Annotated in this window: 24 protein-coding genes; 10 read left to right on the top strand and 14 right to left on the bottom strand. The window is 36.3% G+C overall.

The window, feature by feature from the left end:
* Positions 1–206: 206 nt before the first annotated feature.
* From LQV47_RS05490 to LQV47_RS05460, 7 genes are all read left to right on the top strand, one after another.
* Complete coding sequence (locus tag LQV47_RS05490) at positions 207–2,462, top strand: family 20 glycosylhydrolase (protein WP_230034678.1); 2,256 nt, start codon at positions 207–209, stop codon at positions 2,460–2,462.
* A 340-nt stretch (positions 2,463–2,802) separates the two neighbouring features.
* Positions 2,803–3,408 carry a hypothetical protein gene (locus LQV47_RS05485; protein ID WP_230034676.1) on the top strand — a complete coding sequence of 202 codons (606 nt, stop codon included), beginning with the start codon at positions 2,803–2,805 and terminating at the stop codon, positions 3,406–3,408.
* Between the two features lie 680 nt (positions 3,409–4,088).
* Positions 4,089–4,337, top strand: a complete 249-nt coding sequence (locus LQV47_RS05480) for a hypothetical protein (RefSeq protein WP_230034674.1) — start codon at positions 4,089–4,091, stop codon at positions 4,335–4,337.
* A 95-nt stretch (positions 4,338–4,432) separates the two neighbouring features.
* Entirely contained in the window at positions 4,433–5,596 is a 1,164-nt protein-coding gene (locus LQV47_RS05475; protein ID WP_230034672.1) for an iron-containing alcohol dehydrogenase, read from the top strand.
* Positions 5,597–5,944: 348 nt separating this feature from the next.
* Positions 5,945–6,409, top strand: a complete 465-nt coding sequence (locus tag LQV47_RS05470) for a lipocalin family protein (RefSeq protein ID WP_230034670.1) — start codon at positions 5,945–5,947, stop codon at positions 6,407–6,409.
* Between the two features lie 66 nt (positions 6,410–6,475).
* Entirely contained in the window at positions 6,476–7,132 is a 657-nt protein-coding gene (locus tag LQV47_RS05465) for a GDSL-type esterase/lipase family protein (protein WP_230034668.1), read from the top strand.
* A gap of 129 nt (positions 7,133–7,261) precedes the next feature.
* On the top strand, positions 7,262–7,702 hold the full coding sequence (locus LQV47_RS05460; protein ID WP_230034666.1) for a lipocalin family protein: 441 nt from the start codon (positions 7,262–7,264) through the stop codon (positions 7,700–7,702).
* A gap of 30 nt (positions 7,703–7,732) precedes the next feature.
* Here LQV47_RS05460 and LQV47_RS05455 read toward each other — a convergent pair whose 3' ends face one another.
* From LQV47_RS05455 to LQV47_RS05440, 4 genes are all read right to left on the bottom strand, one after another.
* Positions 7,733–9,085, bottom strand: a complete 1,353-nt coding sequence (locus tag LQV47_RS05455) for a DEAD/DEAH box helicase (RefSeq protein ID WP_230034664.1) — start codon at positions 9,083–9,085, stop codon at positions 7,733–7,735.
* 224 nt (positions 9,086–9,309) lie between these two features.
* A complete protein-coding gene (locus tag LQV47_RS05450; RefSeq protein ID WP_230034662.1) occupies positions 9,310–9,819 on the bottom strand; it encodes a hypothetical protein in 510 nt (169 codons plus the stop codon).
* Between the two features lie 145 nt (positions 9,820–9,964).
* A complete protein-coding gene (locus LQV47_RS05445; RefSeq protein ID WP_230034660.1) occupies positions 9,965–11,614 on the bottom strand; it encodes an AarF/UbiB family protein in 1,650 nt (549 codons plus the stop codon).
* Between the two features lie 142 nt (positions 11,615–11,756).
* Positions 11,757–11,966 carry a cold-shock protein gene (locus LQV47_RS05440; RefSeq protein ID WP_230034658.1) on the bottom strand — a complete coding sequence of 70 codons (210 nt, stop codon included), beginning with the start codon at positions 11,964–11,966 and terminating at the stop codon, positions 11,757–11,759.
* Between the two features lie 197 nt (positions 11,967–12,163).
* Between LQV47_RS05440 and LQV47_RS05435 the strand changes: the two genes are divergently transcribed.
* Both LQV47_RS05435 and LQV47_RS05430 read left to right on the top strand, forming a co-directional pair.
* Complete coding sequence (locus tag LQV47_RS05435; protein ID WP_230034656.1) at positions 12,164–12,322, top strand: hypothetical protein; 159 nt, start codon at positions 12,164–12,166, stop codon at positions 12,320–12,322.
* Positions 12,323–12,529: 207 nt separating this feature from the next.
* Entirely contained in the window at positions 12,530–13,174 is a 645-nt protein-coding gene (locus tag LQV47_RS05430) for a hypothetical protein (RefSeq protein WP_230034654.1), read from the top strand.
* 94 nt (positions 13,175–13,268) lie between these two features.
* Here LQV47_RS05430 and LQV47_RS05425 read toward each other — a convergent pair whose 3' ends face one another.
* Positions 13,269–14,777 (bottom strand): carbon-nitrogen hydrolase family protein, encoded by a 1,509-nt coding sequence (locus LQV47_RS05425; protein WP_230034652.1) that lies wholly within the window; start codon positions 14,775–14,777, stop codon positions 13,269–13,271.
* Between the two features lie 54 nt (positions 14,778–14,831).
* Between LQV47_RS05425 and LQV47_RS05420 the strand changes: the two genes are divergently transcribed.
* On the top strand, positions 14,832–15,485 hold the full coding sequence (locus tag LQV47_RS05420; RefSeq protein WP_230034650.1) for a hypothetical protein: 654 nt from the start codon (positions 14,832–14,834) through the stop codon (positions 15,483–15,485).
* A 52-nt stretch (positions 15,486–15,537) separates the two neighbouring features.
* On the opposite strand, the gene guaA is transcribed toward LQV47_RS05420, so the two are convergent.
* From guaA to LQV47_RS05375, 9 genes are all read right to left on the bottom strand, one after another.
* Positions 15,538–17,067 carry a glutamine-hydrolyzing GMP synthase gene (gene guaA, locus LQV47_RS05415; RefSeq protein WP_230034648.1) on the bottom strand — a complete coding sequence of 510 codons (1,530 nt, stop codon included), beginning with the start codon at positions 17,065–17,067 and terminating at the stop codon, positions 15,538–15,540.
* 162 nt (positions 17,068–17,229) lie between these two features.
* Positions 17,230–18,468: a phosphoribosylamine--glycine ligase gene (gene purD / locus LQV47_RS05410; RefSeq protein ID WP_047485326.1), complete on the bottom strand. Its 1,239-nt coding sequence runs from the start codon at positions 18,466–18,468 to the stop codon at positions 17,230–17,232.
* An 88-nt stretch (positions 18,469–18,556) separates the two neighbouring features.
* Entirely contained in the window at positions 18,557–20,074 is a 1,518-nt protein-coding gene (gene purH, locus LQV47_RS05405; protein WP_230034646.1) for a bifunctional phosphoribosylaminoimidazolecarboxamide formyltransferase/IMP cyclohydrolase, read from the bottom strand.
* Between the two features lie 170 nt (positions 20,075–20,244).
* Entirely contained in the window at positions 20,245–20,808 is a 564-nt protein-coding gene (gene purN, locus LQV47_RS05400; protein ID WP_230034644.1) for a phosphoribosylglycinamide formyltransferase, read from the bottom strand.
* Between the two features lie 81 nt (positions 20,809–20,889).
* Positions 20,890–21,882: a phosphoribosylformylglycinamidine cyclo-ligase gene (purM, locus tag LQV47_RS05395; RefSeq protein ID WP_230034642.1), complete on the bottom strand. Its 993-nt coding sequence runs from the start codon at positions 21,880–21,882 to the stop codon at positions 20,890–20,892.
* A gap of 308 nt (positions 21,883–22,190) precedes the next feature.
* Positions 22,191–22,742 carry an NAD(P)H-dependent oxidoreductase gene (locus tag LQV47_RS05390; protein WP_230034640.1) on the bottom strand — a complete coding sequence of 184 codons (552 nt, stop codon included), beginning with the start codon at positions 22,740–22,742 and terminating at the stop codon, positions 22,191–22,193.
* A gap of 104 nt (positions 22,743–22,846) precedes the next feature.
* A complete protein-coding gene (locus LQV47_RS05385) occupies positions 22,847–23,575 on the bottom strand; it encodes a pirin family protein (RefSeq protein ID WP_230034638.1) in 729 nt (242 codons plus the stop codon).
* A 427-nt stretch (positions 23,576–24,002) separates the two neighbouring features.
* Positions 24,003–25,382, bottom strand: a complete 1,380-nt coding sequence (locus LQV47_RS05380; RefSeq protein WP_230034636.1) for an MFS transporter — start codon at positions 25,380–25,382, stop codon at positions 24,003–24,005.
* A 12-nt stretch (positions 25,383–25,394) separates the two neighbouring features.
* Positions 25,395–25,916, bottom strand: coding sequence for a nuclear transport factor 2 family protein (locus tag LQV47_RS05375; RefSeq protein WP_230034633.1), 522 nt, complete (start codon positions 25,914–25,916; stop codon positions 25,395–25,397).
* Between the last annotated feature and the right edge of the window lie 6 nt (positions 25,917–25,922).

The raw sequence follows: 25,922 nt of genomic DNA, 5'->3' as shown, positions 1-25,922 counted from the left end.
TACTGTACCATATTGGGTTCATGAAAAAGGACTATATTTATGTCCTTAGTTTAAGAAACTGTTTAAAAAAAACTTAATAATCTAAGTAGGCATTGCATTCATAATCATCAAGTTATTATTGAACAGTGTTTAAACAGTTCCTATTCTTTAGTTATTTAAGAGTCAACTCAATTTTTAAAGTATTTACACGTAAACACATTGCTAATATGCTTCAACATACCATTACTACCCTACTGTCCCTCTTCCTCTTTTCTCAGACAGTCTTTGCACAAGCCCCTGCTTTAGATATCATTCCGAAGCCTAATAAAATCAATTATCTTAAAGGAGGTTATAGCATCCCTTCCAAGCCTACCCTCTATGTTGTATCAGAATTTAAAGGTGTAGCGGACTTATTGTCCGAGCATCCTGCAATTCAGGGTTATACAATAAAGATTATAAAAAAAACGGATAAGACTCCCAATACCGGAATACGACTCATAACAGGGCTGGACACCGACAGATTTGATGACAACACCTACAGGATTGAAGTCGGGAACAATGGAATCATGGTAAAGGCAAGGAATACCAAATTGATGATCAATGCGATATACACCCTGATTCAGATTGCTTATCTCCAAAACAATCCGCAGTTTGTTCCGGCAATAGAAATAGAAGATAGTCCACGTTTTAGCTACAGAGGAATGATGCTGGATGTTTCCAGGCACTTCATGCCTTTCAGTTCAGTGAAAAAATTTGTAGATGTGATGGCACTCTACAAATTCAATTATTTACACTTGCATTTAACGGATGGAGCTGGATGGAGATTGCAAATTCTCAAATACCCTGAACTCACCCATAAAGCAGCTTGGCGGACCCATACTAACTGGAAAGACTGGTGGAACAATGGCCGTCAATATGTAGAACAAGGTACACCTAATGCCAGTGGAGGGTATTACACCCAGGATCAGGCCCGAGAACTGGTTGCTTATGCTGCCCGCAAGGGAATTACGGTGATTCCGGAGATCGAAATGCCTGCCCATTCCGACGAAGTGCTAGCCTTATTCCCTCAGCTATCCTGTACCGGACAGCCCTATACACAAGGTGAATTCTGTATAGGCAATGAAGAGACCTTTATCTTTCTTAAAAATGTACTGGATGAAGTAATTGCCATCTTTCCATCTCCTTATATCCATATTGGTGGAGATGAAGCTTCCAAAGAACATTGGAAAACTTGTCCCAAGGACCAAGCTCTCATGAAAAAAGAGGGACTTAAGAATGAAGAAGAACTCCAAAGCTACGCCATTAAAAAAATGGATCAATACCTGCAATCTAAAGGCCGTAAACTTTTGGGATGGGATGAAATTTTAGAGGGTGGATTGAGTGAAGGAGCTACAGTTATGAGCTGGAGAGGTGAAAAAGGAGGTATTAAAGCCGCTAATGCAGGCCATGATGTGATTATGACTCCAGCCAGTCATTTATATTTTGACGGTTATCAGACAGATCCACGTACCCAGCCTGAAGCATTCGGAGGGCCTGTCACTCTAGATAGAGTATACAGCTATGATCCTATACCATCTGCTATTACGACAGATAAGGCCAAACATGTTTTAGGAGCACAAGCCAATTTATGGGCCGAATATATGCCGACTTATCAGCATGTAGAATACATGGCCTTTCCAAGAGCATTAGCCCTTTCGGAAGTAGTATGGTCAAAAAAAACAGACAAAAATTGGGAAGATTTTCAAGCCAGGCTACAAAAGCATTATACCCTATTACAAAAATTAGATATCAACTATTATCGTCCGTCTTATACCATCAGATCCGAGGTTACTTTCAACCCGGAAAAACACAGCAACCTGGTCACCCTGCATACCGAACAGATCAATCCGGAGATCAGATATACCCTGGACGGAAGTGATCCTGCTGCCAATTCGATGCTCTATAGCCAGCCTATTGATCTTTCCATTACCTCAACAATCAAAGCAGCTATATTTCTCAATTCTACACGGGTAGGATCTATACAGAATATAGAACTAGATATGCATAAAGGGATCGGCAAAAATGTGATTTACCAGCAGCAATGGGATGGATATCCTGCCCAAAAAGAGCTCACCCTTACCAATGGTAAAAAAGGAGGACTCAGTTATAGCGATGGAGAATGGCAGGGTTTTACAAAAGATATAGATGTGACCGTCGATTTTGAAAAAAAAGAAGAGATCAAAAGTATAGCAATGAATTTTATGCAAATGCCAGGGCCGGGTGTATATTTCCCTGGCGAATTTGTGGTGTCTGTATCTGACAACGGAAAGACCTTCCGGGATATAGGAACTGTTAAGAATGACGTTGGCACAGATGATTCCAAATTAAAATTCAAAAAATTTGAATTGAAATTACCTAACAGCCAAGCGACTAGATTTGTTCGTATAAAAGCGACTAATCCAATGAAAGGTTATCTCTTTACAGATGAAATTATCATTTACTAAATAAAAAGCTTCCCATTGAAATTAAAGCTTAGAAAATTTGACAGTAGAAAGTTAAGCAGGGTATGGAAAATCACACCTAATATCTGGATGAAAATTTTTTGCTACAGAACAAAAACTATATAGGACCCACTGCCAGAATTATTCAGCATGAATATGACCCTACTCAGATAATTTTATATACCGACCGCCTGAACCCTCTCACAAAAAAGATGCTAGAATCTAAGCTGAAAATGATTGCTGACGGAAAGGTTACTTCAGAATATCCAATGAAATTTTTATAGCAATGAAGTTCTCCAGATCAATTGTTAATTCCTAAATTTGCAGGAAAGCACTTTCCTTTATGAAAATAATCATCACCTTTTCCCTGATCTTATCCAATCTGTTTTTTGCCCAGATCACGGTTCCGGATGATTATAAAAAAATTCCGGATATCCTGGATACTGCCGATTATTTGTACCCGTTTATTGTTCCTGATAAAGAATACCAATACTGGCGGGTGCTCAGCAATGATAACGACTATGAAAAGGCTGTTATTTATGAAAGTCAGATGCCGGATTTTATGACCATTAATGAACCTGTTCCTGAGAAAGGTTTCTTTCAGAAATGCATTGGTAATAACTGTTTTTCATATATTCTGGCATGCAAAAAAGACAGATCTGTATATTTTTCCAATGAACAGCAGCTCAGGGATTTTATGGGAAGTGTAGATAACCTTCCTGAAGCTATTTTATTGGCAAAAACGTATGGGTATTCAATTGATACAAAGAATAGATTCACAAGCTCTTATAAAATGGAAGACCGCTATATTTCACTATATGCTTTACAATCTAAAGGTTGTCCTGTTATTAAAGAATCATTTTTACTCAAAATCAATAGGAAAACCGGAAAATTAGATGCAAAAAGTAATGGAATTTATTCCAAAAATGAAGACTGCTCTGCCTTATAACCTGTTGGAAAAACGCAAGGCCGCAAAGTTATTTACAAATTTAATGCTATAAGACGCAAGGATTTTATCTTCAAATAGTTTTTTAAATATACTCTACAATCTAAAGGTTATCTTGTTATTAAAGAATCATTTTTTATTAAAATCACTAGGAAAAACCAGAAAAATAGAAGCAAAAAGTAACGGAATCTATTCCAAAAAACCAAGACTGCTCTGCCTTATAACCTGTTGGAAAACGCAAGGCCGCAAAGTTATTTACAAAATTTAATGCTATAAGACGCAAGGATTTTATCTTCGATAAAAATTAAACGGACTATTTCGTCTTCAAATGGTTTTTTAAATATACTCTACAAGCTAAAGGTTATCCTGTTATTAAAGAATCATTTTTAATTTTATTCCAAAAGCGAAGACTGCTCGGTCTTATAACCTGTTGGAAAAACGCAAGGCCGCAAAGTTATTTACAAAATTTAATGCTATAAGACGCAAGGATTTTATCTTCGATAAAAGTTAAACGGACTATTTCGTCTTCAAATGGTTTTTTAAATATACTCTACAATCTAAAGGTTCCGGTAATAGTTCCTCTTAAGAAACATTGTCATTTAGCTTCAACTTTTAAAGATATTTTTAATTTATAATAAGTTTACATCATATTTTTCTGTAATTTCGTTATACAACTTAAAAACATGAAAAACAACAAATTAAGTCATTTATCTTTGGAAGAATTACAGACAAAGAGAAAAAATCTACAGAATATCACCCTTGGATTTGGCATTGTAATCCTGATAGCCTTTGCTATTCTTCTATTTTTATCTGTAAAAAGTAAAAATCCGGTACTTATAGCTGCAGGCGTGGGATCTTTAATTACACTTCTACCCAGCTTTATCAATCTTGGGCAGATCAACAACGAAATAAAATCCCGGTCTTCAAAATAGTTTCCTGACCGTTAATCGTCATAATTTTACCACTTTCTTAACTTTAATTTCTTTTTGCATTTTGTAAATTTGACTTATAAAAAAATTTACAAAGAATGCTTAATTTCGAGTTTAAAAACCCAACTAAAATACTTTTCGGAAAAGGCGAAATCGCTAAAATTTCCAGGGAAATTCCTAAAGACGCCAAAATATTAATGATCTATGGTGGTGGAAGTATCAAAAGCAATGGCGTTTATGACCAGGTGAAAGACGCTTTAAAAGATCATGACTTACATGAGTTCGGCGGTGTTCCTGCCAATCCGGAATATGAAGTGCTGATTAAAGCTATAAGTTTTATCAAAGAGAACAACATCACTTATCTTCTTGCTGTAGGAGGTGGTTCTGTAATTGACGGTACCAAATTCATTTCTGCAGCCGCTAACTATAACGGAGAGCCTTGGGAAATACTGAAAAAACAGGTAAGAACTTTTGAAGGGGAAGGAATGCCTTTCGGAAGTATTTTAACGCTTCCTGCTACAGGTTCTGAGATGAATTCCGGCTATGTAATTTCCAGAAGGGAAACCAACGAAAAATTATCTTCCGGTGGTCCGGGACTATTCCCACAGTTTTCAGTTTTAGATCCTGAAGTAATCAGATCTATTCCAAAAAATCAGATCATTAACGGAATTACTGATGCTTATACTCATGTTTTGGAACAATACATGACTGCACCGTCTTCTGCTGATCTTCAGGAAAGAATTGCTGAAAGTATTTTGATCAGCCTGCAGGAAACGGCTCCAAAAGTACTGGCTGATGATTTCAACTACGATGCTGCCGGAAACTTTATGTGGTGCTGTACAATGGCCTTAAACGGGCTGATCCAGAAAGGAGTGATCACCGACTGGGCTGTACACGCAATGGGCCACGAGCTGACAGCTTATTTCGGCATTGACCATGCAAGAACTTTAGCGATCATTGCTCCTTCTCATTACCGTTATAATTTTGACAATAAAAAAGGAAAACTGGCGCAATACGCTGAAAGAGTTTGGGGTATTAAAGACGGAACTGTAGAGGAAAAAGCTGAAGCAGGAATCAAAAAAATGGAAGACTTCTTCCATAGCCTACAGATTAAAACAAAACTTTCTGAATACACAGAAGACTACAAAGGTACTGCTGAAAGAGTAGAAAAAGCCTTTACAGACAGAAACTGGCTGGGTCTTGGAGAATATAAAAAACTGACTCCCCAGGATGCTTATAAAATTGTGGAAATGAGCTATTAATATAGACAGGAAAACAATAATGATATTAAAAGCGGGCTATAGTCCGCTTTTTTAGGTGTTACTAAAGCTTCAGGCACATTATACGGATGATGTTCATTGAAAATAGTTCGTCTCTTGGGGATTTTTTGATATATATTCTAAGGAGAATAAAGTTCTTTTCTATCAAACTTTAATAATAAAATGCTGAATCTTCAAACGAATTGTTTTTCTACCTGCCGGCTTGGTAGCTTTAAAGCCAGACCATAATTCCAAATTATCTTATTTATAAACATTTGTTTAAAAAATAATGATTTCATTATAAATATTTCAAATTTATTTATATTTTAGCATATTCTTAAATTTGTGAAAATGAAAAAACAGCTACTTTTATTTGCCTTTTCTGCTTTGGCGCTTACTTCTTGTAAAGATGATGATATGCAAGCTTATGAAATGGATATTATTAAAGGAGATTGGAAAGAAACCAAAAGAGAAGTTATTTCCGGAAAAGATAATAAAACGGTGCTTTCTTCTTCTACTCCAGAAGGGTGCGATCAAAAAAACACTCTTTTCTTCAGAACCGATTTTTATGTCAGTTATACTGCTTATTCCGGAACAGGGGGGGCAGACTGCCAGGTTAACGGAAAAAGTGAAGGAAAATACACCTATGATGCTGATGCTAAAATTTTAGGGATCAAGTTTGATGAAGATGAGAACAACAACTATAGGGTTGATATCTTATCCGGTACAGAACTTAGATTGGCTCAACAGTTTGGTAACTATGACCAGGATGGAGATAAAATTCCGGATGTGACGTATGTATCCTACAAAAGATAAATGATAAACTCCCGTTATTAATCGGGAGTTTTTTATTACTTTTATCTGAAATTAAAAATTGAAACAATGAAGAAGATTCTCTCAGCATTTCTAATGCTGTTTTTTGCTATTTCCTTTTCTCAGGAAAAAAAACCAATGTTCTGGCAGGACATCCAAAATTTCAAAAAAGAAAATCAACAAAACCCACCCCCTAAGGATGCTATTTTGTTTTTAGGAAGTTCATCTTTTACCAAATGGACTGATGTGGCATCTTATTTTCCTGACAAAACAATCATCAACAGAGGTTTTGGAGGCTCAAGGCTTACAGACCTCAATGATTTTGCTGATGACCTTTTAGCGCCCTATCAGCCTAAACAGATTATTATTTACTGTGGTGAAAATGACTTTGCAGACAATCATCAGCTGAAAGCTCAAAAATTAGTTAACCGATACAAGGCTTTCTACAAAAAAATCCGTGAAAGATTTCCAAATATTGAGGTGGATTATATCTCAATAAAGTACTCTCCGAGCAGAGAAAAACTTTGGCCACAGATGAAAGAAGCCAATAAAAAGATTGCCGATTTTATGAAAAAACAACCTAACGCCGAATTTATTGATGTTACCAAAGCTATGGAAGATGCCAACGGAAATGTAAGGAAAGATATTTTTGTGGAAGATATGCTGCATTTTAAACCCGAAGGATACCAGATTTGGAAAAAGGTTTTGGATCCTTATATGAAATAAAAAACCTATCAATAATCCTAATTATTTGATTTACATGTAATTATAAAGAATATTAGAAAAGAATTATTTTTTACCTGTGATCTGTATTTTTTTCTTTTCTTTGATAGATTAATATAAAAAATCACACCAATGAGAAAATTATTATTTCTGGCAGTTTCTGCCTTTCTACTGTTATCTTCATGTGATAACGATGACAACAGTGAGCCTACCGTATTAGGAACCTGGAAAATGACAAAAGAGATGTATATTTCCGGGAAGGACAATTCTATTTTTGATTCTACCCCTTATTCTGCTTGTAAAAGCCAGTCCAATTTTGTATTTGCAGCAGATAATACAGCTACTTTTAGCCAGTATGACCTTAATGGAACTACTTGTACATTAAAAAATAGCAGCAATTTTACATACTCCTATGACAGCAAGACCAAAACATTAACATTAGATGCTAATAATACTCAGGAATCTTATGTTCTAAACTCTCTTACGGATAATGAAATGCAGATTTTAACAAATACTGATGATTACAATGATGATGGAATTGATGACAAATCTGTAATCGTTTTCAACAAATAGAAAAAGGTCTGGATTTCCAGACCTTTATTTTTATTTCTTTCTCTTAGATTTTGATATTGCCTTTTGCTGGGCTCTGTTGGCTCCAAATTTCTTTGGCTCTTTTCTTTTTGAAGGTCCACCCCAGTTTTCCTTTTTATTCTTATCCTTTTTCTCGTGAAATGCTCCTCCTCCTTCATTCAGTTTTACCTGTACAGGGTTTTTCATTACCACTTCATCTTTTTCAGAAGCAATTTTGGCAGGATTAATTTTCACTCCTTCAGGGAAGTCATGAAATATCAATTCTTTATCCATCAATAGCTCGATATCAAGAACTAAAGGCTCTTCTTTCTTCGTTACAAAAGTGATTGCTTTACCGTCTTTATCTGCTCTACCGGTTCTACCGATTCTGTGGATATACTGTTCCGGAATATCAGGTGTTTCAAAATTGATCACATGAGTAATATTGGAGATATCAAGACCTCTGGCCATTACATCAGTAGTAATCAGCCCTCTGATCTCTTCATTCTCAAAGCTTTTCATTGCCTTAAGCCTATAGTTCTGAGATTTATTCGAATGGATCACGTCAAACTGCCCAGGAAACAGCTCATCAATTTTAGTAAAAAGAAGGTCGGCATGCCTTTTATTATTATTAAAAATCAGAACTTTAGACATATCCGTTTTAGTCTTCAATAAATGCTCAAGTAAATTGATCTTGGTATTGAAGTTTTCAACTTTATAAGCTGTCTGTTCTATTTTTTCAAGAGGAGTTCCGGATTTTGCCAATGAAATTTCTACCGGATTAGCAAAATACTCGTCCAGCATTACATCTACGGCTTCTGTCATGGTTGCAGAGAAAAGAATATTCTGTCTCTTCTCTCTCATCATTTCAAAAATATGGGTAAGCTGTGGTCTGAAACCTAAATTAAGCATCTCATCAAATTCATCAATGATCAGTCTCTGAACTTCTTTCAGGGAAATGGCATTATCTATGGCAAGGTCCATTACCCTTCCCGGAGTACCTACCAGAATATCACAACCGTTATTGAACAGCAGTTTTTGGGTATTGATATTTTTTCCTCCATATATTCCAATTACTCTTGCAGTAGTATTTACAGTCAGTTTTTCAAGAATTTCAGCTACCTGAACTACTAATTCTCTTGTAGGAACAAGTACCAAAACAGTTGGATTTCCTGCTTTATTGTATTTCCAAGCTTTAAGAACTGGCAGAAGATAGGCTAATGTTTTACCGGTTCCGGTTTGGGCAATTCCCATTACATCTCTTCCGGAAAGAATAGGCTTTATACTCTTCTCCTGGATTGGAGTAGGTTCAAATAATTCCATATCCGCTAAAACATCAAGAATTTTAACCGGTAGGTCAAAATCTGCAAAAGTGAGTTTTTCCATTTTGCAAAGATAGGTATTAAAATGTATAATGTAAAATCAGGTTTTAGGAGACAGGCAGAAGGGGCTGTGAGGAAGAGGGATATGGAAACTTGAGACTTTGAGACTTGAGACTAACCGGTAATCAGCAGCTTTTGATGCCAATGATCGTGTTTTTAGAAAATGGAATAAAGATATATAAGATATGAGATTTCAGATTTCAGAACTGTGTAAAAACCTGAGAATTTTTAATTTATTTTAAAGCTTTTACTGCTCACTTTAATATCATCATTTTCCCATTTGCTTGAGGTAATGATAACATATCCTTTCTTTTTCGGGTCTTTTTTAATAGGAAATTTTTCTTCCTCCCATTGATTACAATGTGTAGAGATAGGAGGAACCAAAGGCTTCCATCCGGTTTTACCTAATGTATACACATACAGAGGGTGCCAGCAGCTTGTACACCATCCGGGATAAAAGCCCATCTCATCTTTTCCATCACCATTAAGGTCTCCCAGGTTATATAAAGTACCGTCATAGGCCGGAGAAATGATGAATGGCTTTATCTTTTTATCACTGAAATAAATAGTTGTTTCACACTTTCCATCACAGTCATCATTACAGTCATTAACTTTAGTGTAGGCATTTTCTTTTGTTCCGTTACCGTCAAAATCTCCCAACACTCCTTTTTCAGAAGTTACCTGAGCCATAAACAGTGAACTCCAGAAGATAAAAGCAGATACAATACTAGTTTTCATGATTATTTTTGTTTTTTTATTGGATGTATGGTTTCTGGTTTTGAAGTGTAAATTTATTGATCATATGTGATAAAGCCAAAAACTTTCAACCCACCTCTTAACTCTTAACTCTTAACTCTTAACTTCAACCCTTACTCCTCCTCTCCTATTTCCTTGTTATTCTAAGCAAAATAACTAAAATTAAAATGACTGAGAAAACAAATCCCAGCACAGCAACCAAAGAGAGTTCTCCTATCCGCGGTCCCGATTCGGAAGCAAAAACAATGGCTGTAGCAATAATATTTGCACCCAATATCATCGCCAGAATCAGATTGGTCACACTGGATTTTATCAGCTGATTCGTTTTTTCAATATTTTTGATTTCACTGGAGACCGTAAATTTATTTTCATCCAGTTTTTGAAGTACAGAACGGAGTTCTCGGGGAATTTCATCTACATTATCCGTGAAATTCATCATTTTATCCAATCCTGTTTTTAAAATATTCTTGGGATTGATCTTTTTGGTGAATATTTTTTTGGTGTAGGGATGAAGGCTTTTAACGATATCCAATTCGGGATTAATATTTCTGCCCACTCCTTCTATCAGGCTGATTCCTTTAAACAGGAGATAAAAATAATCAGGCATATAAAGCCTGTTATCTTTCAGGATATCCTTCATTTTATTGATGATAACCTGAATATTAATTTCCTGCAGTGATGAGCTGTGCACAAAGTTCAGAATATCTTCAACATCATTTTCAAACCTTCTTTCATCAGGAATCTCATAGCTTATTGCCATTTTTTTGAGATAGCGAACGATTTTATGTGGATTTTTGGCAACAAAACTGACGATCAGATTTTCAAGAATCTCCTTATCATTAGGCTGAATTTTACCCACTGCCCCAAAATCAATAAAGACAATTTTTCCGTCCTTTTTCACTAAAATATTTCCGGCATGCGGGTCTGCATGAAAAAAGCCGTAATCTAAAATCTGAGAAACAAAAAGCCTCAATCCTGCTTCAGATACTTTTACAGGATCAATATGATTGGCTAAAAGAGCTGATTTATCTGTCACCTTTATTCCATCAATAAATTCCATACAAAGAATATTGTTATTGGAAAATTCTTCGTATATTCTGGGAACGTAGGTTTCTTTATTATTTTTAAAATTAAGACGGAACTGTTGGATATTATTTTTTTCGTTAATCAGGGAAACCTCCTCCAATAATGATTTTTCAAAAGTAGAAATAGCTTGCTTCAGGTTGAGTTTCTCTCCTATTTCGGAATAGGCTGATAATAGTTTCTCCAAATCCTTTATCAACAGCAGGTCGTCTTCAATTACAGATTGTACATCAGGCTTTCTGAGCTTTAAGATCACCGAGCTTCCATCCTGCAAGACCGCTTTATAGACCTGGGCAATAGAAGCTGTAGCCAGAGGTTTTTTCTGAATCTCCAGAAAATGGTCTTTTACAGAAATATTAAACTCATTTTCCAGCATATCTTCCACATCCATTTCTACTGTTTCTACCTTGTCCTGTAGTTTCTGTAATTCCTGAATAAGCTCCGGTGGCAAAAGGTCCTCCCGGCTGCTAAATGTTTGCCCAAGCTTTACAAAAGTAGGGCCCAGCTCTTCCAGCACCAATCTGATTCTTTCATAAACTGTTCCTTTTGAAATAATTTCATCTGAATTGGCTGAAACTTCTTCCTGCTTATTTCCTCCGTTCATTCTTGCCAGCATATCTTTAAAACCGTATTTACTCAACACGGAAATGAGCCTGGCAGACCTTTTCAGTTTTCGTTGCTGCTTGTCAAACATAATATATTAATAATAAGTGCAATTTACTCCAAAAACTGTTCCCAACCTTATTTTAAAAAAAAGTGTTTAATAAAAAAACTGCCAGAACACTGACAGTTTTTTTGTACTCAATTTTTAGATTTATTTATCTTTTCATTCTATTTTAGTTATTATCTACTACCCTGACATTTTCTGCCTGAGATCCTTTTGGGCCCTGTACAATATTAAATTCTACAACCTGCCCTTCTGACAAAGATTTTAAAGAGCCGACAATCGCTGAATGATGACAAAAAATAGTATTTTCACTTCCTTCCAGGGTAATAAAGCCATATCCTTTCTCTGTGTTATACCATTTTACAGTTCCTTTTTGCATAATTTTTCAGTTTTTATTAAAAAATAAATATAATCATTCTGAAGCATATATTAAAAATTTCAAACATATAATCAAGATTTTACTACATTTAAATCAATCATAATAATAAAATTCTAACACTAGTGATAAAACATAATATATTTTTCTATATTTACAGCGTACAAAATAATAAAACAAACCAATAAAAGTATTACAAAATGAAAAATTTACGTAACAACAAACTATCAAGAGAACAATTAAAAGGTATTGCAGGGAATGGTATCATCATCGGTAACTGTTCATACCAGTGCTGTCCTACTGATGGAAGACCTCAATGTCCGGGATTAATCTGCCCGGCTGTAGTATGTCCGAAATAAAAATAAGAGTAAATTCAAGTCCTGAAAAGGATAATAGTTAATAAATCCGGAGAAAATTCTCCGGATTTATTGTTTTTTATTCATCAAGCTATATATATCAACAAATGGAGAATTTGGAACAATAAAAAAAGGTTTTCGGATAATAAAAGGTTTTCTTCCGCAGCATACATTTGTAGCAGAACAAAATAAATAGTAAAAAACCAAATTATGTTGCGAAAAATCATTTCAGCGGGTCTGCTTACCATCTTTTTTGTAATGGTAGCTCCACAGGTAAAAGCACAAATGGGCTCGGCAAATTCAATTGCTGCAGCAATGACTTCTAAAATGGATTATTTAAATCTTACTGAAAGCCAAACCAACAAAGCCTTATATTTTAATAAGGTGGCTGCTGAATCTCTGGATGCCCTTGATGAGAAAGTTGGAGACAATTCTAACATCCTGAATAACAAAGCTATTTCCAGTGAGTTAATAGGAATTATGGTACAGCGTGACAAATCATTGAGGACCATTCTAACTCCTGAACAAATGACAAAGTTTGAAGCCAACAGAATCAAAGAGCTGGCCGGTTATAGAACTTTAGTTATGATCTCTTTACTGGATCTTACTGATGAGCAGATTCCAAAAGCTTATACGATCAATCTTAAAGCAGCAGAAGGCATGCAGAATGATCTGGATAAAAGGAATAACAGCAATAAAAAAACAAATGATCAGGAAGCGCGCCGCATTATCACTGATGGATTTAAAAGTGTGGATAAAGATTTTGAAACGATCCTGAGCCCATCACAGTTAAAAACATATAAAGACAACGAGCAACTACTTATAGATGCTGTAAAGCATGATAAAAAGGTATAATTGCGCCCTATTTATACTTCTCCAATTTATTTATAGACTCGTTTTAAACCACCTCTGCTATTGAGGTGGTTTTATGTATCATACTTATTTATCGTTATTTCAGGTAAGTATCATAAAGATCTTTTCTTCTGTCATTCATCACCTGTACTGAGCCGTTATGATGAAGATCTTTCAGTAAATTTAGGTCTACATCCACTATTAAGGTCATTTCCGTGTTTGGGGTAGCTTCTCCTTTCACTGCATTTGAAGGAAAAGCAAAATCTGAAGGAGTAAATACTGCAGCCTGTCCAAACTGGATGTCCATATTATTAACTCCCGGAAGATTTCCTACACATCCCGCAATGGCTACATAGCATTCATTTTCAATAGCTCTTGCAGCAGCACAATGGCGTACTCTGATATAAGCATTCTGGGTATCTGTAAGATAAGGGACAAATAATATCTTCATGCCCTGATCTGCTAAAATCCTCGGTAATTCCGGAAATTCTACATCATAGCAGATCACAAGGCCTATTTTGCCACAGTCGGTATCAAAAACTCTAATTTCATTTCCCCCTTTCATTCCATAATATTTCCTTTCATTCGGGGTAATATGGATTTTTCTGTATTCATCGATACGGCCGTCACGGTGTAACAGATAGCTTACATTATAGAGATCATTATTATCAGGGTCAAAAACAGGCATACTTCCGGAAATAATATTTACATTATAGCTGATAGCCAGCTCGGAAATTTTATTCTTGATATTCTCACTTAATTTGGCCAGTTCTATCATGCTGTCTCTTTCTGAAAGTTTATTGAAAGGTGCCAGCAAAGGCGTATTGAAAAGTTCGGGGAATAATACGAAGTCTGATTTGTAATCTCCCATTACATTGACAAAAAACTCCACCTGCTCATAAAAGGCATCAATATTCTTAAAATGCCTCATCTGCCATTGTACCAGCCCTAACCGGATGATGCTATCCTGCATTGTATTCGGTTTTTTACTGTAATAGATATTATTCCATTGCAGAAGAACAGCATTTTCCAATGACGACTCGTCTTCGGGAAGGTATTTTTTCAGAATTCTTATAGGAAGAAAGTTATTGGAAAGCTGAAAAGATAATACGGGATCATAAATTTCCTTGTCTCTCACCCTTCGTATGTATTCCCTTGGAGAAAGCTCATGGCTGTATTTATGATAGTTCGGAATTCTGCCCCCCAGAATAATTGATTTCAGATTAAGAAGCTCGCATAATTCTTTTCTGGCGTCATAAAGTCTTCTTCCCAGGCGCAGCTCACGAAACTCCGGATCCACAAAAACTTCAATTCCATACAGTACATTTCCTGTTGACAAATGGGTATTAAATGTATAGTTCCCTGTAATATCCACATAGGTGTGGTCATCTCCGAATTCATCATAGTTCACAATAATGGAAAGTGCTACTGCAGCCAGTTTTCCATCTACAGTAATACAGATTTGACCTTTGGGAAATATCCTTGTAAGTTTTTCAATGCTTTTTTTAGACCAGATTGATTCCGACATCTGGGGATAGGCACGCTTCATTGTTACAACCAGTTCATCATAATCCTGAACGCTCAGGGGTCTTGTTTCTATTTGCATTTGATGTAATTTTACCTAAATTTAGGGAAAAATAATTAAGAAAATATAATAGAAGTGGGTACTTGCATAAAATACACTGATGAAAATAATATTGAAATACCAAAAGAACAGCTTCACAAGCTTTCGGAATTTAACTGCTTAACTTATGATTCTACCACTAAGGAGCTTAAAAAAATAGAACGGTTTTTAAAAAACTACAGAACACAGCAAATTGAACAATTAGGAGGTGAAGTTTATCTTTCTCCTGAGGAAGAATCATCAGAAATCATTACTAATCATATAGATATTGGATCATTTGGCAAGCCCTGGACATTCTATTATAATAAAGAAAAGAACAATCAGGGAGATACACAATGGGAGTACATATTTTATCGTAATCGCAGTCTGTTGGGCAAGGGTATTTTAGTATTTGATAATAAAAATAGAAAATTAGCCGGCTGTGCAATAGATCTAATAACAGGATTTAAAACTGAAAAATTTAAAAACTTCTATGGTGATCCTTCTGTATTTGATTATGAATTCCAGAATGAAACAATACCTAATATTGAATTTAAATATAAACAGGATGATTCTATCGAAGAAGTTTATTTCCGGGATGATGATTATTCGTTAAGAGAATTCCTTAATAATGATGAAATAATTACAAAATTTCCCTGGAAAGAAAACCAGTATTATCACTCTTTTGATCCCATGCTTTCCTCAAACTAAAAATAAAATCCCACCAAAAAGGCGGGATTTATATTATAAATTCAAGTCAAAACTATTCCCACTCAATAGTTGCAGGTGGTTTGCTTGAGATATCATAAGCTACTCTGTTGATTCCTCTTACTTCGTTGATGATTCTGCTTGAAACAGTATCTAAGAACTCATAAGGCAGTCTGCTCCATGTTGCAGTCATGAAGTCAATGGTATTAGCAGAACGAACTACTGCTGTATATTCGTAAGTTCTTTCGTCTCCCATTACTCCTACAGATTTTACCGGTAGAAGGACTACGAATGCCTGAGATACTTTCTCATAAAGGTCATTTTTGTATAATTCTTCAATGAAAATATCGTCAGCTTCCTGAAGTATTCTTACTTTTTCAGCATCTACGGCTCCCAATATTCTGATTCCTAACCCAGGTCCAGGGAAAGGGTGTCTGTATACCAGGTGATGAGGAATACCCAATTCTTCACCTACCTTTCTTACTTCATCCTTGAAAAGCTCTCTTAGAGGCTCTAATAATTCGAATTCCATATCTTCAGGAAGTCCTCCCACGTTATGGTGAGACTTAATTACTGCAGATGGTCCGTTTACAGACTGGCTTTCGATAACGTCAGGATAAATAGTACCCTGGGCAAGGAATTTAGCACCTTCAATTTTGTGAGATTCTTCGTCAAAAACGTGAATAAACTCGTTTCCGATAAGTTTTCTCTTTGCTTCCGGATCATCTACTCCCGCTAATTTTGAAAGAAATCTTTCCTGAGCATCCACCATTTTAATGTTCATATGGAAATGTTCTCCATACTGATCCATTACTTTTCTTCCTTCGTCCTTTCTCAATAATCCTGTATCTACGAAGATACAAGTCAACTGGTCACCAATTGCTTTATGAATCAAAACTGCAGCTACAGAAGAGTCTACACCTCCTGAAAGGCCAAGGATCACTTTGTGGTCTCCTACTTTCTCACGGATTTCTTCAACTGTTTTTTCGATATAGTTAGTCAGCTTCCAGTTTTTCTCTGCATTACAAATTGCAAAAACAAAGTTTTCCAGCATTTTCCCTCCTTCTTCGGTATGAGAAACTTCCGGGTGAAACTGAACACAGTAGATTTTAGTCTCTTCATTAGAGATCGAAGCAATTACTCCTGATTTTGCATTTAATTCAAAACCTGCAGGAAGCTCTCCCACTTCATCAAAGTGGCTCATCCAAACCACAGAGTTTTGAGTAACCCCTTTTAATAGAGAGCTTTCTTTAACGATCTCCAGGTTTGCTTTACCGTACTCTCCTTTTTCTCCTTTATTTACTTTACCTCCTAAAAGGTGTGCTGTCATCTGCATTCCGTAGCAAATTCCCAATACAGGAATTCCCTGCTCATATAATGCTTTCTCCACCAGGTGCGCATTTTCTGCATTTACAGAGCTTGGTCCCCCGGAAAGGATAATTCCTTTTGGCTGTTTTGCTAAAATATCTTGTAAAGGTGTATTGTAAGGTAAGATTTCAGAGTATACTCCCATCTCACGGATTCTTCTTCCGATAAGCTGATTGTACTGGGATCCGAAATCTAAAATAATAATACCGTTGTTCATTTTTGATGATTGATTTGTTTGAAAGATATCAGATTTCAGACATCAGGTCTCAGATTTTTGGTCTGAAGTCTGGAATCTGGCATCTGAACTCTTATTTCTAAATATTAACTGTTTTACAAAAAAAGACTTGGAATGTTTCCAAATCTTTTTTTGTGATTTTTATTAGAACTTTCCGATGTCTTCTCTGTAGAAGCCATAATCGAAATGTACGTGGCTTGCGTCTTCGTAAACTTTCTTGCGGGCATCTTCAAAAGTAGCTCCTGTCGCTACGATGTTCAGAACTCTACCGCCATTGGAAACTACTTTGTCTCCTTTTCTCATAGCACCGGCATATAATAATTTACTGTGGGTTACTTTATCTTCTCCTGTAATCTCGAAACCTGTTTCGATATTTCTTGGATAGCCTCCCGAACACATAACAAGACATATTGCTTTTTCGTCTTTAAACTTAAGCTCAATATCTTTTCCGTCCATACAATCCTGGATTACATCCAGAAGATTATTTTCCATAAGAGCCATCAATACCTGAGTTTCAGGATCTCCGAATCTCATGTTGTATTCAAGAAGGTAAGTTCCTTTTTTAGTGATCATTAATCCGAAGAAAATGATTCCTTTAAAGCTGAAACCTTCTGCTTTAAGACCTTTAACGGTAGGTTCTAAAATATTCTGTTCGAAATCTGCATAATGCTCCTGGGTAAATTCAGGGCTTGGTGCTACTGAACCCATACCTCCTGTATTAGGTCCTGTATCTCCTTTTCCAGCCTTCTTATAGTCTTTTGCTGCAATACAAGGGAATAATTTTTCTCCGTTAGAGAATGCAATAATTGAAGCTTCAAAACCTTGTAAATATTCTTCAATAACTAAACGGATACCGGCATCACCATAGATTCTTCTGATCATGAAATCATGGATGGTAGCTTCTGCTTCTTCAAGTGTATCACAGATTACCACTCCTTTTCCGCCTGCTAAACCGCTTGCTTTGATTACTAAAGGATATTCCTGTGTCTGTACATATTCTTTAGCTTCGTTATATGAATCAAATACTACAGCTTTTGCCGTTTTGATATCATAGGTCTGCATAAACTTCTTAGAGAAAGCTTTACTTCCTTCCAAACTTGCCACTTTTTGAGTAGGACCAAAAACTTTAAGATCGTGCTGCTTAAATTCATCCTTTAAACCGGCTACCAATGGAGCCTCAGGACCTACAATCGTTAAGTCAACTTTTTCTTTAATAGCGAAATCTCTAAGTTCTTTGATTTCCGATAAATGAACATTTTTCCCAATTACATCGGTAGTAGCATTCCCGTTGGCAAAAAACATTTTAGAAATTCTAGGGTCATTCTGAAGTTTTGCTGCCAGAGCTGATTCTCTACCACCTTCACCTATGATTAATATTCTCATACTTTTTTTATTATCTAGTCTAATTTACAAATATATAATTTTGAATGCTATAAATACAATCCCTAATTATTTTTTAATTCTATTTTAATTAGTGGAAAAAGTGTCTTACACCAGTAAACATCATTGGAATACCGTGCTCATTGGCAGCTTCTACACTGTCCTGATCTTTTACACTTCCTCCTGGCTGAATGATAGCTTTGATACCTTCCTGAGCGCAGAAATCCACTACGTCACGGAAAGGGAAAAATGCATCAGAAGCTAATACAAGGTCTCCTGAGAATTTTTCTTTTGCTCTTTCAATAGCCTGTTGCGTTGCCCAGATTCTGTTGACCTGTCCTCCTCCGATTCCGAAAGCCTGAATTCCGTTGGAAACAACAATTGCATTTGACTTCACGTATTTTACTACTCTCTGTGAGAAAAGCAATGCTTTTTTCTGTACTTCAGTAGGCTGTACTTCAGTTACTACTTTGATATCATCAGAGAAATAGGTATCGTTATCCTGAACCAAGATACCACCGTCTACTTTCACCCAGGTCTGTTTATCAGAAACAGGATTTACGATTTTGATGATTCTTAAGTTTTTCTTTTTTCTTAAAACTTCCAGCGCTTCTTCGTCAAAATCCGGAGCCATTACAATCTCAAGGAATGTTTTGTTCAGTTCTTCAGCTGTTGCAGCATCAATTTTATAGTTCATTGCAACAATTCCGCCAAAGATAGAAACAGGATCACATTCGAAAGTTTTTTGGTAAGTTTCCAAAGCTGAAGTTCCAATCGCCACTCCACAAGGTGTAGAATGTTTCACGGCGCAACAAGCCATTTCTTCTTTGAACTCCGTAACAACTTTCCAGCAAAGGTCCATATCACGTAGGTTGTTGAAGGAAAGCTCTTTACCTCCAAGCTGTTCAAAGTCTTTCATGGCACCGTTTTCGAAAGTTGAAACATAGTATGCTGCTGTCTGATGAGGGTTTTCACCGTATCTCAGGTCAGAAACTTTTTTATAAGATGCATTTAAGTATGCAGGATATTCCTCATCTAAAAGCATTCTTGAAATAGCTGCATCGTAAGCAGAGGTAAGGTTGAATACTTTTCCTGCAAGCTTTTTACGGGTTTCAATGTAAGTATCTCCGTTTTGTTCCATTTCCAGTTTTACTGTTGTATAGTCTTCCACATCAGTAATTACAGTAACAGAGTCAAAGTTTTTTGCTGCCGAACGAAGCATTGAAGGGCCTCCGATATCGATGAATTCTACCTTTTCATGTAAAGAAATGTCTTTATTTACATTTTCAAAGAAAGGATAAAGGTTTACGATAACCATGTCTATCAGACCAATTCCGTGTTCCTGAACGGTTTTCATGTGCTCTTCGTTGGTACGAACAGCCAGCAATCCTCCGTGAACTTTAGGGTGTAATGTTTTCACCCTTCCGTCCAACATTTCAGGGAAATTGGTAACCTCATCAATCTGAATGGGATTTAAACCAGCGTCTTTCAAATGTTTGAACGTTCCTCCTGTAGAGATCAACTCATAATTCTGAGCTTCCAAAAACTGTGCGAATTCAATTAATCCACTTTTGTCAGAAACACTGATTAAAACTCTCTTTTTACTCATTTTACTTTTGATTTTTTACTTTTTACAGCTATTTCAAACTGTGTCCGGGTCTTTCACCTCCGAACTTACTTTTATTTTACTTAGATTTTTGCTAATTTAGCAATGTATCAGTTTAACAATGTAACAATTAAATGATTGGTAAACCGGTACATTGATAGATTGTTACATTATCAATTTCCCAGGACCTTATTGATCGCTATCGGAAATATTTCATATTCAATCTGGTGAACTTTCTGAGCCAGGGTTTCAGGAGTATCTTCCGGTGTTACTTCAAAAGACTTCTGAAGAATAGCTTCTCCTTCGTCAATTCCCGGCGTTACAAAATGTACCGTAGCACCACTCTCTACTTCTTTAGCTTCAATAACTGCATGATGAACGTTCATTCCCCACATTCCTTTTCCTCCAAATTTGGGAAGTAATGCGGGATGAATATTGATTATTTTACCATTCCAGTTTTCACAGAATTCAGATTTTAAAATGGATAAGAATCCTGCCAATACAATAAGATCTGTATTTTGTGGGATTACATTAGCCAATTCACTGCTGAAATTCTTTCCTCTTGGAATCAGTATGGTTTCTATATTATGATTTTTTGCTCTTTCCAGTCCGTAGCATTCTCTGTCAGCTACTACCAATGCTACTTTTGCATTCTGGATTTCTCCAGCTTCAATAGTATCTATGATTCTCTGCAGATTGGTACCGGAACCGGATACAAGGACAACGATATTTTTCATGTTAATAATGTAACAATGTATCAGTTTAGCAATGTAACAATGTTTTTAATTGATACACTGGTACATTGTTATATTGCTATATTATAGTGATAAATTAATTTTTTCTGCTCCTTCAGTGATCTCACCAATTTCGTAAGCATCATCCAGAAGGTGTAATACTTTTTCAGCATGTTCAGCATCTACTACAATCACCATACCTACACCCATATTGAATGTTCCGTACATTTCTTCACGTGTCACTCCTCCTCTTTTCTCCAGTTCAAGCATAACACTTGGAATTTTCACTTTGGAAGCGTCAATGGAAGCACATAAGCCTGCAGGAATGACTCTTGGAACATTTTCATAAAGACCACCGCCGGTAATGTGAGCAATACCGCTTACTTTTACTTCTTCCAATACTTTGTGAATATCTTTATAATATAATCTTGTAGGAACTAAAAGCGTTTCATATAAAGGTTTTCCTTCAAACTCTTCTTCAAAGTTCGGGAATACTTTTCTTACTAAAGAGAATCCATTTGAGTGAAATCCTGAGCTTGGTAATGCAATAATTTTGTTACCTGCTTTAATTTTAGAACCGTCAATAATCTGGTCTTTTTCTACAATTCCTACACAGAATCCGGCAACATCATAATCTCCCGGCTGGTACATTCCCGGCATTTCAGCGGTTTCCCCACCAATTAATGCACAGTTGTTGTCCTTACAAGCTTCTACCATTCCCAGCACGATTTCTGCTGCGATTTCTGAATCCAGCTTTCCACAAGCTAAATAATCCAGGAAGAATAGAGGTTTTGCCCCGTGACAAAGGATATCATTAGCACACATTGCAAAACAGTCGATACCAATGGAGCCATATTTTTTGGTATCCAAAGCTACTTTCAGCTTTGTTCCTACTCCATCTGTTCCTGAAACAAGGACAGGATTTTTATATCCTCCGATTTCATAGAAAGCACCAAAGCTTCCCAACTGATTCAGTACATTGGAATTATGGGTTTCACCGACCGCTTTTTTGATCTTGTCAACTGTTTTGTATCCTTCTTCTTTGTCTACTCCTGCTGATTTGTAAGTGTTGCTCATGTTTAATAATTTAATAATGTAACAATATATCAGTTTAGCAATGTAACAATAGCTTCACTTTGGAAACCGGAGAATTGGTCAATTGGTACATGAGTATATTGGTACATTTTATTTTAATAATTACTTTTTATATTCAATTTAGAAAACAAAAAAGCCGACAATCTTTTCAGATTATCGGCCGTTATTTTATCTCAGAATTTCAGAGCCCACAGTTTTCCCTTTATCAGAAAAACATTGTTTATAGGAGGTCTGAATTTTCATCTCTTTTCTTTTTGCAAAAATAGTAATTTTAAATGAATATTCAAATTCTATTTTTCAAGGATTGATTCAATGGCTGCAATCTTCTTAATTTTTTCTTTTAATTCGCTGTCTTTCTCTTCGTTAGAAATTTTCTGACCCGCTTTATCAAAATTATCATTAAAGAAAGGAAGTGAGAATGTTTCCACTACATTTCCACCGTGAAAAGGGAAACGCTTTGATGCTGCTTCCAAAACTCCGGCTCCTCCTCTACCTCCAGGGGATGTAGACATCAATAACATAGGTACTTCATTCCATACGGTTCTGTCTTTAATTCTCGATACCCAATCAAACACATTTTTAAATGCCGTGGAATAGGTTCCGTTATGTTCTCCCAAAGAAACCAACAATACGTTTGCACCATCAATTTTGGCTGCAAAATCATGAGCTTCCTTAGGAACTCCTCCTGCTAATTCTCTCTCATGCTTATAGATAGGCATTTCGAAAGGATTAAGATCCACTACTTCTACTTCTGCATTTTCAAATAATGTTGATGCATAGGCCACTAACTGCTTGTTCATTGAAGCCTCAGAATTACTTCCCGCTATTGCTAAAATTTTCATATGTAGTATTTATTTTTCTGTTATATGAAATCACTATCTGCAAGAATTTTCGTTGATGGTAATTTCATATTATTTTTATTTTTTAAGGATACGAATTTAGTTTTTTATTTAAGATAGGCCGGCAATTCCATTGGCACTTCCATTAATAATACTTCCGTGTCTTCCACTGCTTCAATAGTAAAGCTTTGGGTATCCCAGATTCCCAAACCATCTCTTTCATTGAGGATACGGTCCCCCACTTTAGCGCTTCCTTTTAAAACAAAAGCATAGACTCCGTTTCCTTTTTTGTTGAGCATATAGTTTTTACCGTTTCCTTTTTTAAAGTTAGCCAGATTAAACCATGCATCCTGATGGATCCAAACTCCGTCATCGTTTTTATTGGGTGATAAAATCTGTTGGAACCCGTTGATCTTTTCTCCTTCTTTAATGCTTTTCTGATCATATCTAGGTTCAACGTTCACTTCTTTAGGAAAAATCCAGATCTGTAGAAATTTTACCGCTTCATCTTTATTTTTATTGTATTCGCTGTGCATTACACCGGTTCCGGCACTCATCACCTGAATCTCTCCTTTTTTGATCACTGCTGTAGTTCCCATTGAATCTTTATGTTCCAGATCTCCCTCTAAAGGAATGGATATAATTTCCATATCTCTGTGCGGGTGTGTTCCGAATCCCATTCCCTGAGAAACGGTATCATCATTCAATACTCTCAAAACACCAAAGTTTGTTCTTTCTCTGTTTTGATAGTTTGCAAAACTGAATGTATGGTATGAATTTAACCAACCATGATCGGCATGGCCTCTTGAATCTGCTTTATGATATACTGTTTTCATTTCTGTGATTATTTATGGTACAAATGTACGGGATACGGGTATTTTAAAAGTTGATGTAGGTTAAGAAAGGAAGTTTATGGCGTAAAAATGCTGAGGAAGTGAAAATATAGGATAGGTTGGATTACGCAAAGACGCTATTTTTCTACATTCGATATTTTTTAAGACGCAAGGGTTTTATCTGCGATAAAATTTCAAGCCCGAATATGCTTTTTTTCCAAGATTAAGCAGATTATATGAATAAGTGCAAACATCTGTGCTATCTGTGGGAGATTAATAGATTCTGAATAGTAAGTTTTGGCTAAAGCCAAATGATGAATCCTTAAAGAGAAAGTGGGCTAAAGCCCACTCCTATTGATATTAATTCTATTGTTTGTACTTTCAGTTCTTCCTACAACACCCCACCTAACTCCTAACTCCTAACTCCTAACTAAAAATGCACCTGCTGAATTTCTTTTTCAATTTCTTTTGGTGTTTCGTTGTCTGACTGAATAAAAATCATGGTAACCACTGCTCCAATCAGCATACAAACACCCCCTACTACTACATAATCCATTGCCTGATTTCCAAAGATATTGCTTACGATAGGTCCTCCAAACAAGCCATTGATGATCTGTGGGATTACAATAAAGAAATTGAATATTCCCATATAAACTCCCATTTTCTTTTGTGGAATCACTTCTATCAGCATTGCATAAGGCATTGCCAGGATACTTGCCCAGGCAAATCCCAGTCCGATCATTGAGATCCAGAGATTGTTTACATCTTTAATAAAATACATAGAAATCAGTCCAAGGCCCCCACAAAGTAATGCCAATGCATGAGTCTGTTTTTTACCAATCCATTTGGCGATAGGAGTTAATAAGAAGGCAAATGGAACTGCCCAGAGGTTATACATTCCGAATAGTTTGCCGGTTAAATCTCCTGCATTATTAAATTCTTTGGAATGGGTATCCTCCGGGGAGAGACCAAAGTGATGAGTAGCCAGCGCACTTGTAGTAAATACCCACATGGTAAACAGTGCAAACCAGGAGAAAAACTGAACAATACCCAGCTTTTTCATCTGGGTTGGAATGGTGGCGAAATCTTTAAAAATATCTGAAAACCTGGAATGCTCTTTTTCTTTATCATCTTCTTCGAATTCGGCAAACTCCTTAGGAGAGTATTCCCGGGTACTTATAATGGTATATAGGATAGCTGCCAAAAGCAATGCTGCCCCCACATAAAAAGAATAAATCACATTATCTGCCACAAAGCCTTCTGGAGCAACGTTAGAAACGCCTAGTTTGGTTAACCAATCCGGCAGGTATGAGCCTAGTACCGCTCCAATACCAATTAAAATCGTCTGTATGGAAAACCCTAATGTTCCCTGATGTTTCGGAAGCATATCTCCCACCAGCGCCCGGAAGGGTTCCATGGCAATATTAACAGAAGCATCCATCATGGCAAGAAAAATAACAGCTAACAGCAGTGCATTGGCAGCAAACATCTGAGTTACGGAAGCTGCATTAGGAAGTAATACCAATCCTATGGCACACAAAACGGCTCCAATCAGGAAATAGGGTTTCCTTCTTCCTAAGGGACTCCAGGTATTGTCTCCCATATGTCCTATAATGGGTTGAACAATCAGTCCGGTAATGGGTGCTACCAGCCAAAACCATGACAACTCATGAACATCGGCTCCCAAATTGGCAAGGATACGGCTTGCATTTCCATTTTGCAGCCCGAAAGCCATCTGGATTCCCAGGAACCCCATACTCATGTTGATAATCCGGTTAATTGACAGCTCCGGTTTTATTTTTTTAGCCATTATTTGATGATATTATTTAGTTTTCAGCTGTTGGATCAGCACATCTTCAAGGGTTGTTTTTTCGGCAACCACTTTATCTACCACCTCATTAGGAACTGTTACAGAAAGAACATATTGCTTTACTTTCCAGTTTCCATTAATTTTTTCTACCACTCCTGAACCCCTGCATATTTTCATTTGAGTATCCAATAACTCATCAAACCAGGCTAACTTTCCGTCTTTGCTGAAATATATATTTCTTTTCAGCGCAGTAAAGTTCCAGGTTTTCTTTTTATCGAAATAAGGTTTTGCCCATACCATGAATGCCTTTTTATCCCAGATTTCGGTAGCATCTGTTCCAATAAATGTAGATTCGTCTGCAAAATAATTGAAATAGGTATTATAGTCTGCTTTTGCGGCTGCTACATTAAAGGCATCAAGCATGGTACTGATTTCCGACTTTTCTTTTTCAAACCCATTTTTTGATTGTGCAGAAAGTACAGAGAATCCCAATAAGAACAGGATCAGTGTATGTACTGTTATTAATTTTTTCATATGGTA

Source organism: Chryseobacterium sp. Bi04 (assembly GCF_918698085.1).
Taxonomy (GTDB): Bacteria; Bacteroidota; Bacteroidia; order Flavobacteriales; family Weeksellaceae; genus Chryseobacterium.
This window is presented reverse-complemented; position numbering and strand designations above follow the sequence as displayed.

Excerpts from the sequence above, each read along its gene's own strand:
- LQV47_RS05490 (WP_230034678.1), top strand. The coding sequence starts at position 207 with ATGCTTCAACATACCATTACTACCCTACTGTCCCTCTTCCTCTTTTCT.
- LQV47_RS05485 (WP_230034676.1), top strand. The coding sequence starts at position 2,803 with ATGAAAATAATCATCACCTTTTCCCTGATCTTATCCAATCTGTTTTTT.
- LQV47_RS05480 (WP_230034674.1), top strand. The coding sequence starts at position 4,089 with ATGAAAAACAACAAATTAAGTCATTTATCTTTGGAAGAATTACAGACA.
- LQV47_RS05475 (WP_230034672.1), top strand. The coding sequence starts at position 4,433 with ATGCTTAATTTCGAGTTTAAAAACCCAACTAAAATACTTTTCGGAAAA.
- LQV47_RS05470 (WP_230034670.1), top strand. The coding sequence starts at position 5,945 with ATGAAAAAACAGCTACTTTTATTTGCCTTTTCTGCTTTGGCGCTTACT.
- LQV47_RS05465 (WP_230034668.1), top strand. The coding sequence starts at position 6,476 with ATGAAGAAGATTCTCTCAGCATTTCTAATGCTGTTTTTTGCTATTTCC.
- LQV47_RS05460 (WP_230034666.1), top strand. The coding sequence starts at position 7,262 with ATGAGAAAATTATTATTTCTGGCAGTTTCTGCCTTTCTACTGTTATCT.
- LQV47_RS05455 (WP_230034664.1), bottom strand. The coding sequence starts at position 9,085 with ATGGAAAAACTCACTTTTGCAGATTTTGACCTACCGGTTAAAATTCTT.
- LQV47_RS05450 (WP_230034662.1), bottom strand. The coding sequence starts at position 9,819 with ATGAAAACTAGTATTGTATCTGCTTTTATCTTCTGGAGTTCACTGTTT.
- LQV47_RS05445 (WP_230034660.1), bottom strand. The coding sequence starts at position 11,614 with ATGTTTGACAAGCAGCAACGAAAACTGAAAAGGTCTGCCAGGCTCATT.
- LQV47_RS05440 (WP_230034658.1), bottom strand. The coding sequence starts at position 11,966 with ATGCAAAAAGGAACTGTAAAATGGTATAACACAGAGAAAGGATATGGC.
- LQV47_RS05435 (WP_230034656.1), top strand. The coding sequence starts at position 12,164 with ATGAAAAATTTACGTAACAACAAACTATCAAGAGAACAATTAAAAGGT.
- LQV47_RS05430 (WP_230034654.1), top strand. The coding sequence starts at position 12,530 with ATGTTGCGAAAAATCATTTCAGCGGGTCTGCTTACCATCTTTTTTGTA.
- LQV47_RS05425 (WP_230034652.1), bottom strand. The coding sequence starts at position 14,777 with ATGCAAATAGAAACAAGACCCCTGAGCGTTCAGGATTATGATGAACTG.
- guaA (WP_230034648.1), bottom strand. The coding sequence starts at position 17,067 with ATGAACAACGGTATTATTATTTTAGATTTCGGATCCCAGTACAATCAG.
- purD (WP_047485326.1), bottom strand. The coding sequence starts at position 18,468 with ATGAGAATATTAATCATAGGTGAAGGTGGTAGAGAATCAGCTCTGGCA.
- purH (WP_230034646.1), bottom strand. The coding sequence starts at position 20,074 with ATGAGTAAAAAGAGAGTTTTAATCAGTGTTTCTGACAAAAGTGGATTA.
- purN (WP_230034644.1), bottom strand. The coding sequence starts at position 20,808 with ATGAAAAATATCGTTGTCCTTGTATCCGGTTCCGGTACCAATCTGCAG.
- purM (WP_230034642.1), bottom strand. The coding sequence starts at position 21,882 with ATGAGCAACACTTACAAATCAGCAGGAGTAGACAAAGAAGAAGGATAC.
- LQV47_RS05390 (WP_230034640.1), bottom strand. The coding sequence starts at position 22,742 with ATGAAAATTTTAGCAATAGCGGGAAGTAATTCTGAGGCTTCAATGAAC.
- LQV47_RS05385 (WP_230034638.1), bottom strand. The coding sequence starts at position 23,575 with ATGAAAACAGTATATCATAAAGCAGATTCAAGAGGCCATGCCGATCAT.
- LQV47_RS05380 (WP_230034636.1), bottom strand. The coding sequence starts at position 25,382 with ATGGCTAAAAAAATAAAACCGGAGCTGTCAATTAACCGGATTATCAAC.
- LQV47_RS05375 (WP_230034633.1), bottom strand. The coding sequence starts at position 25,916 with ATGAAAAAATTAATAACAGTACATACACTGATCCTGTTCTTATTGGGA.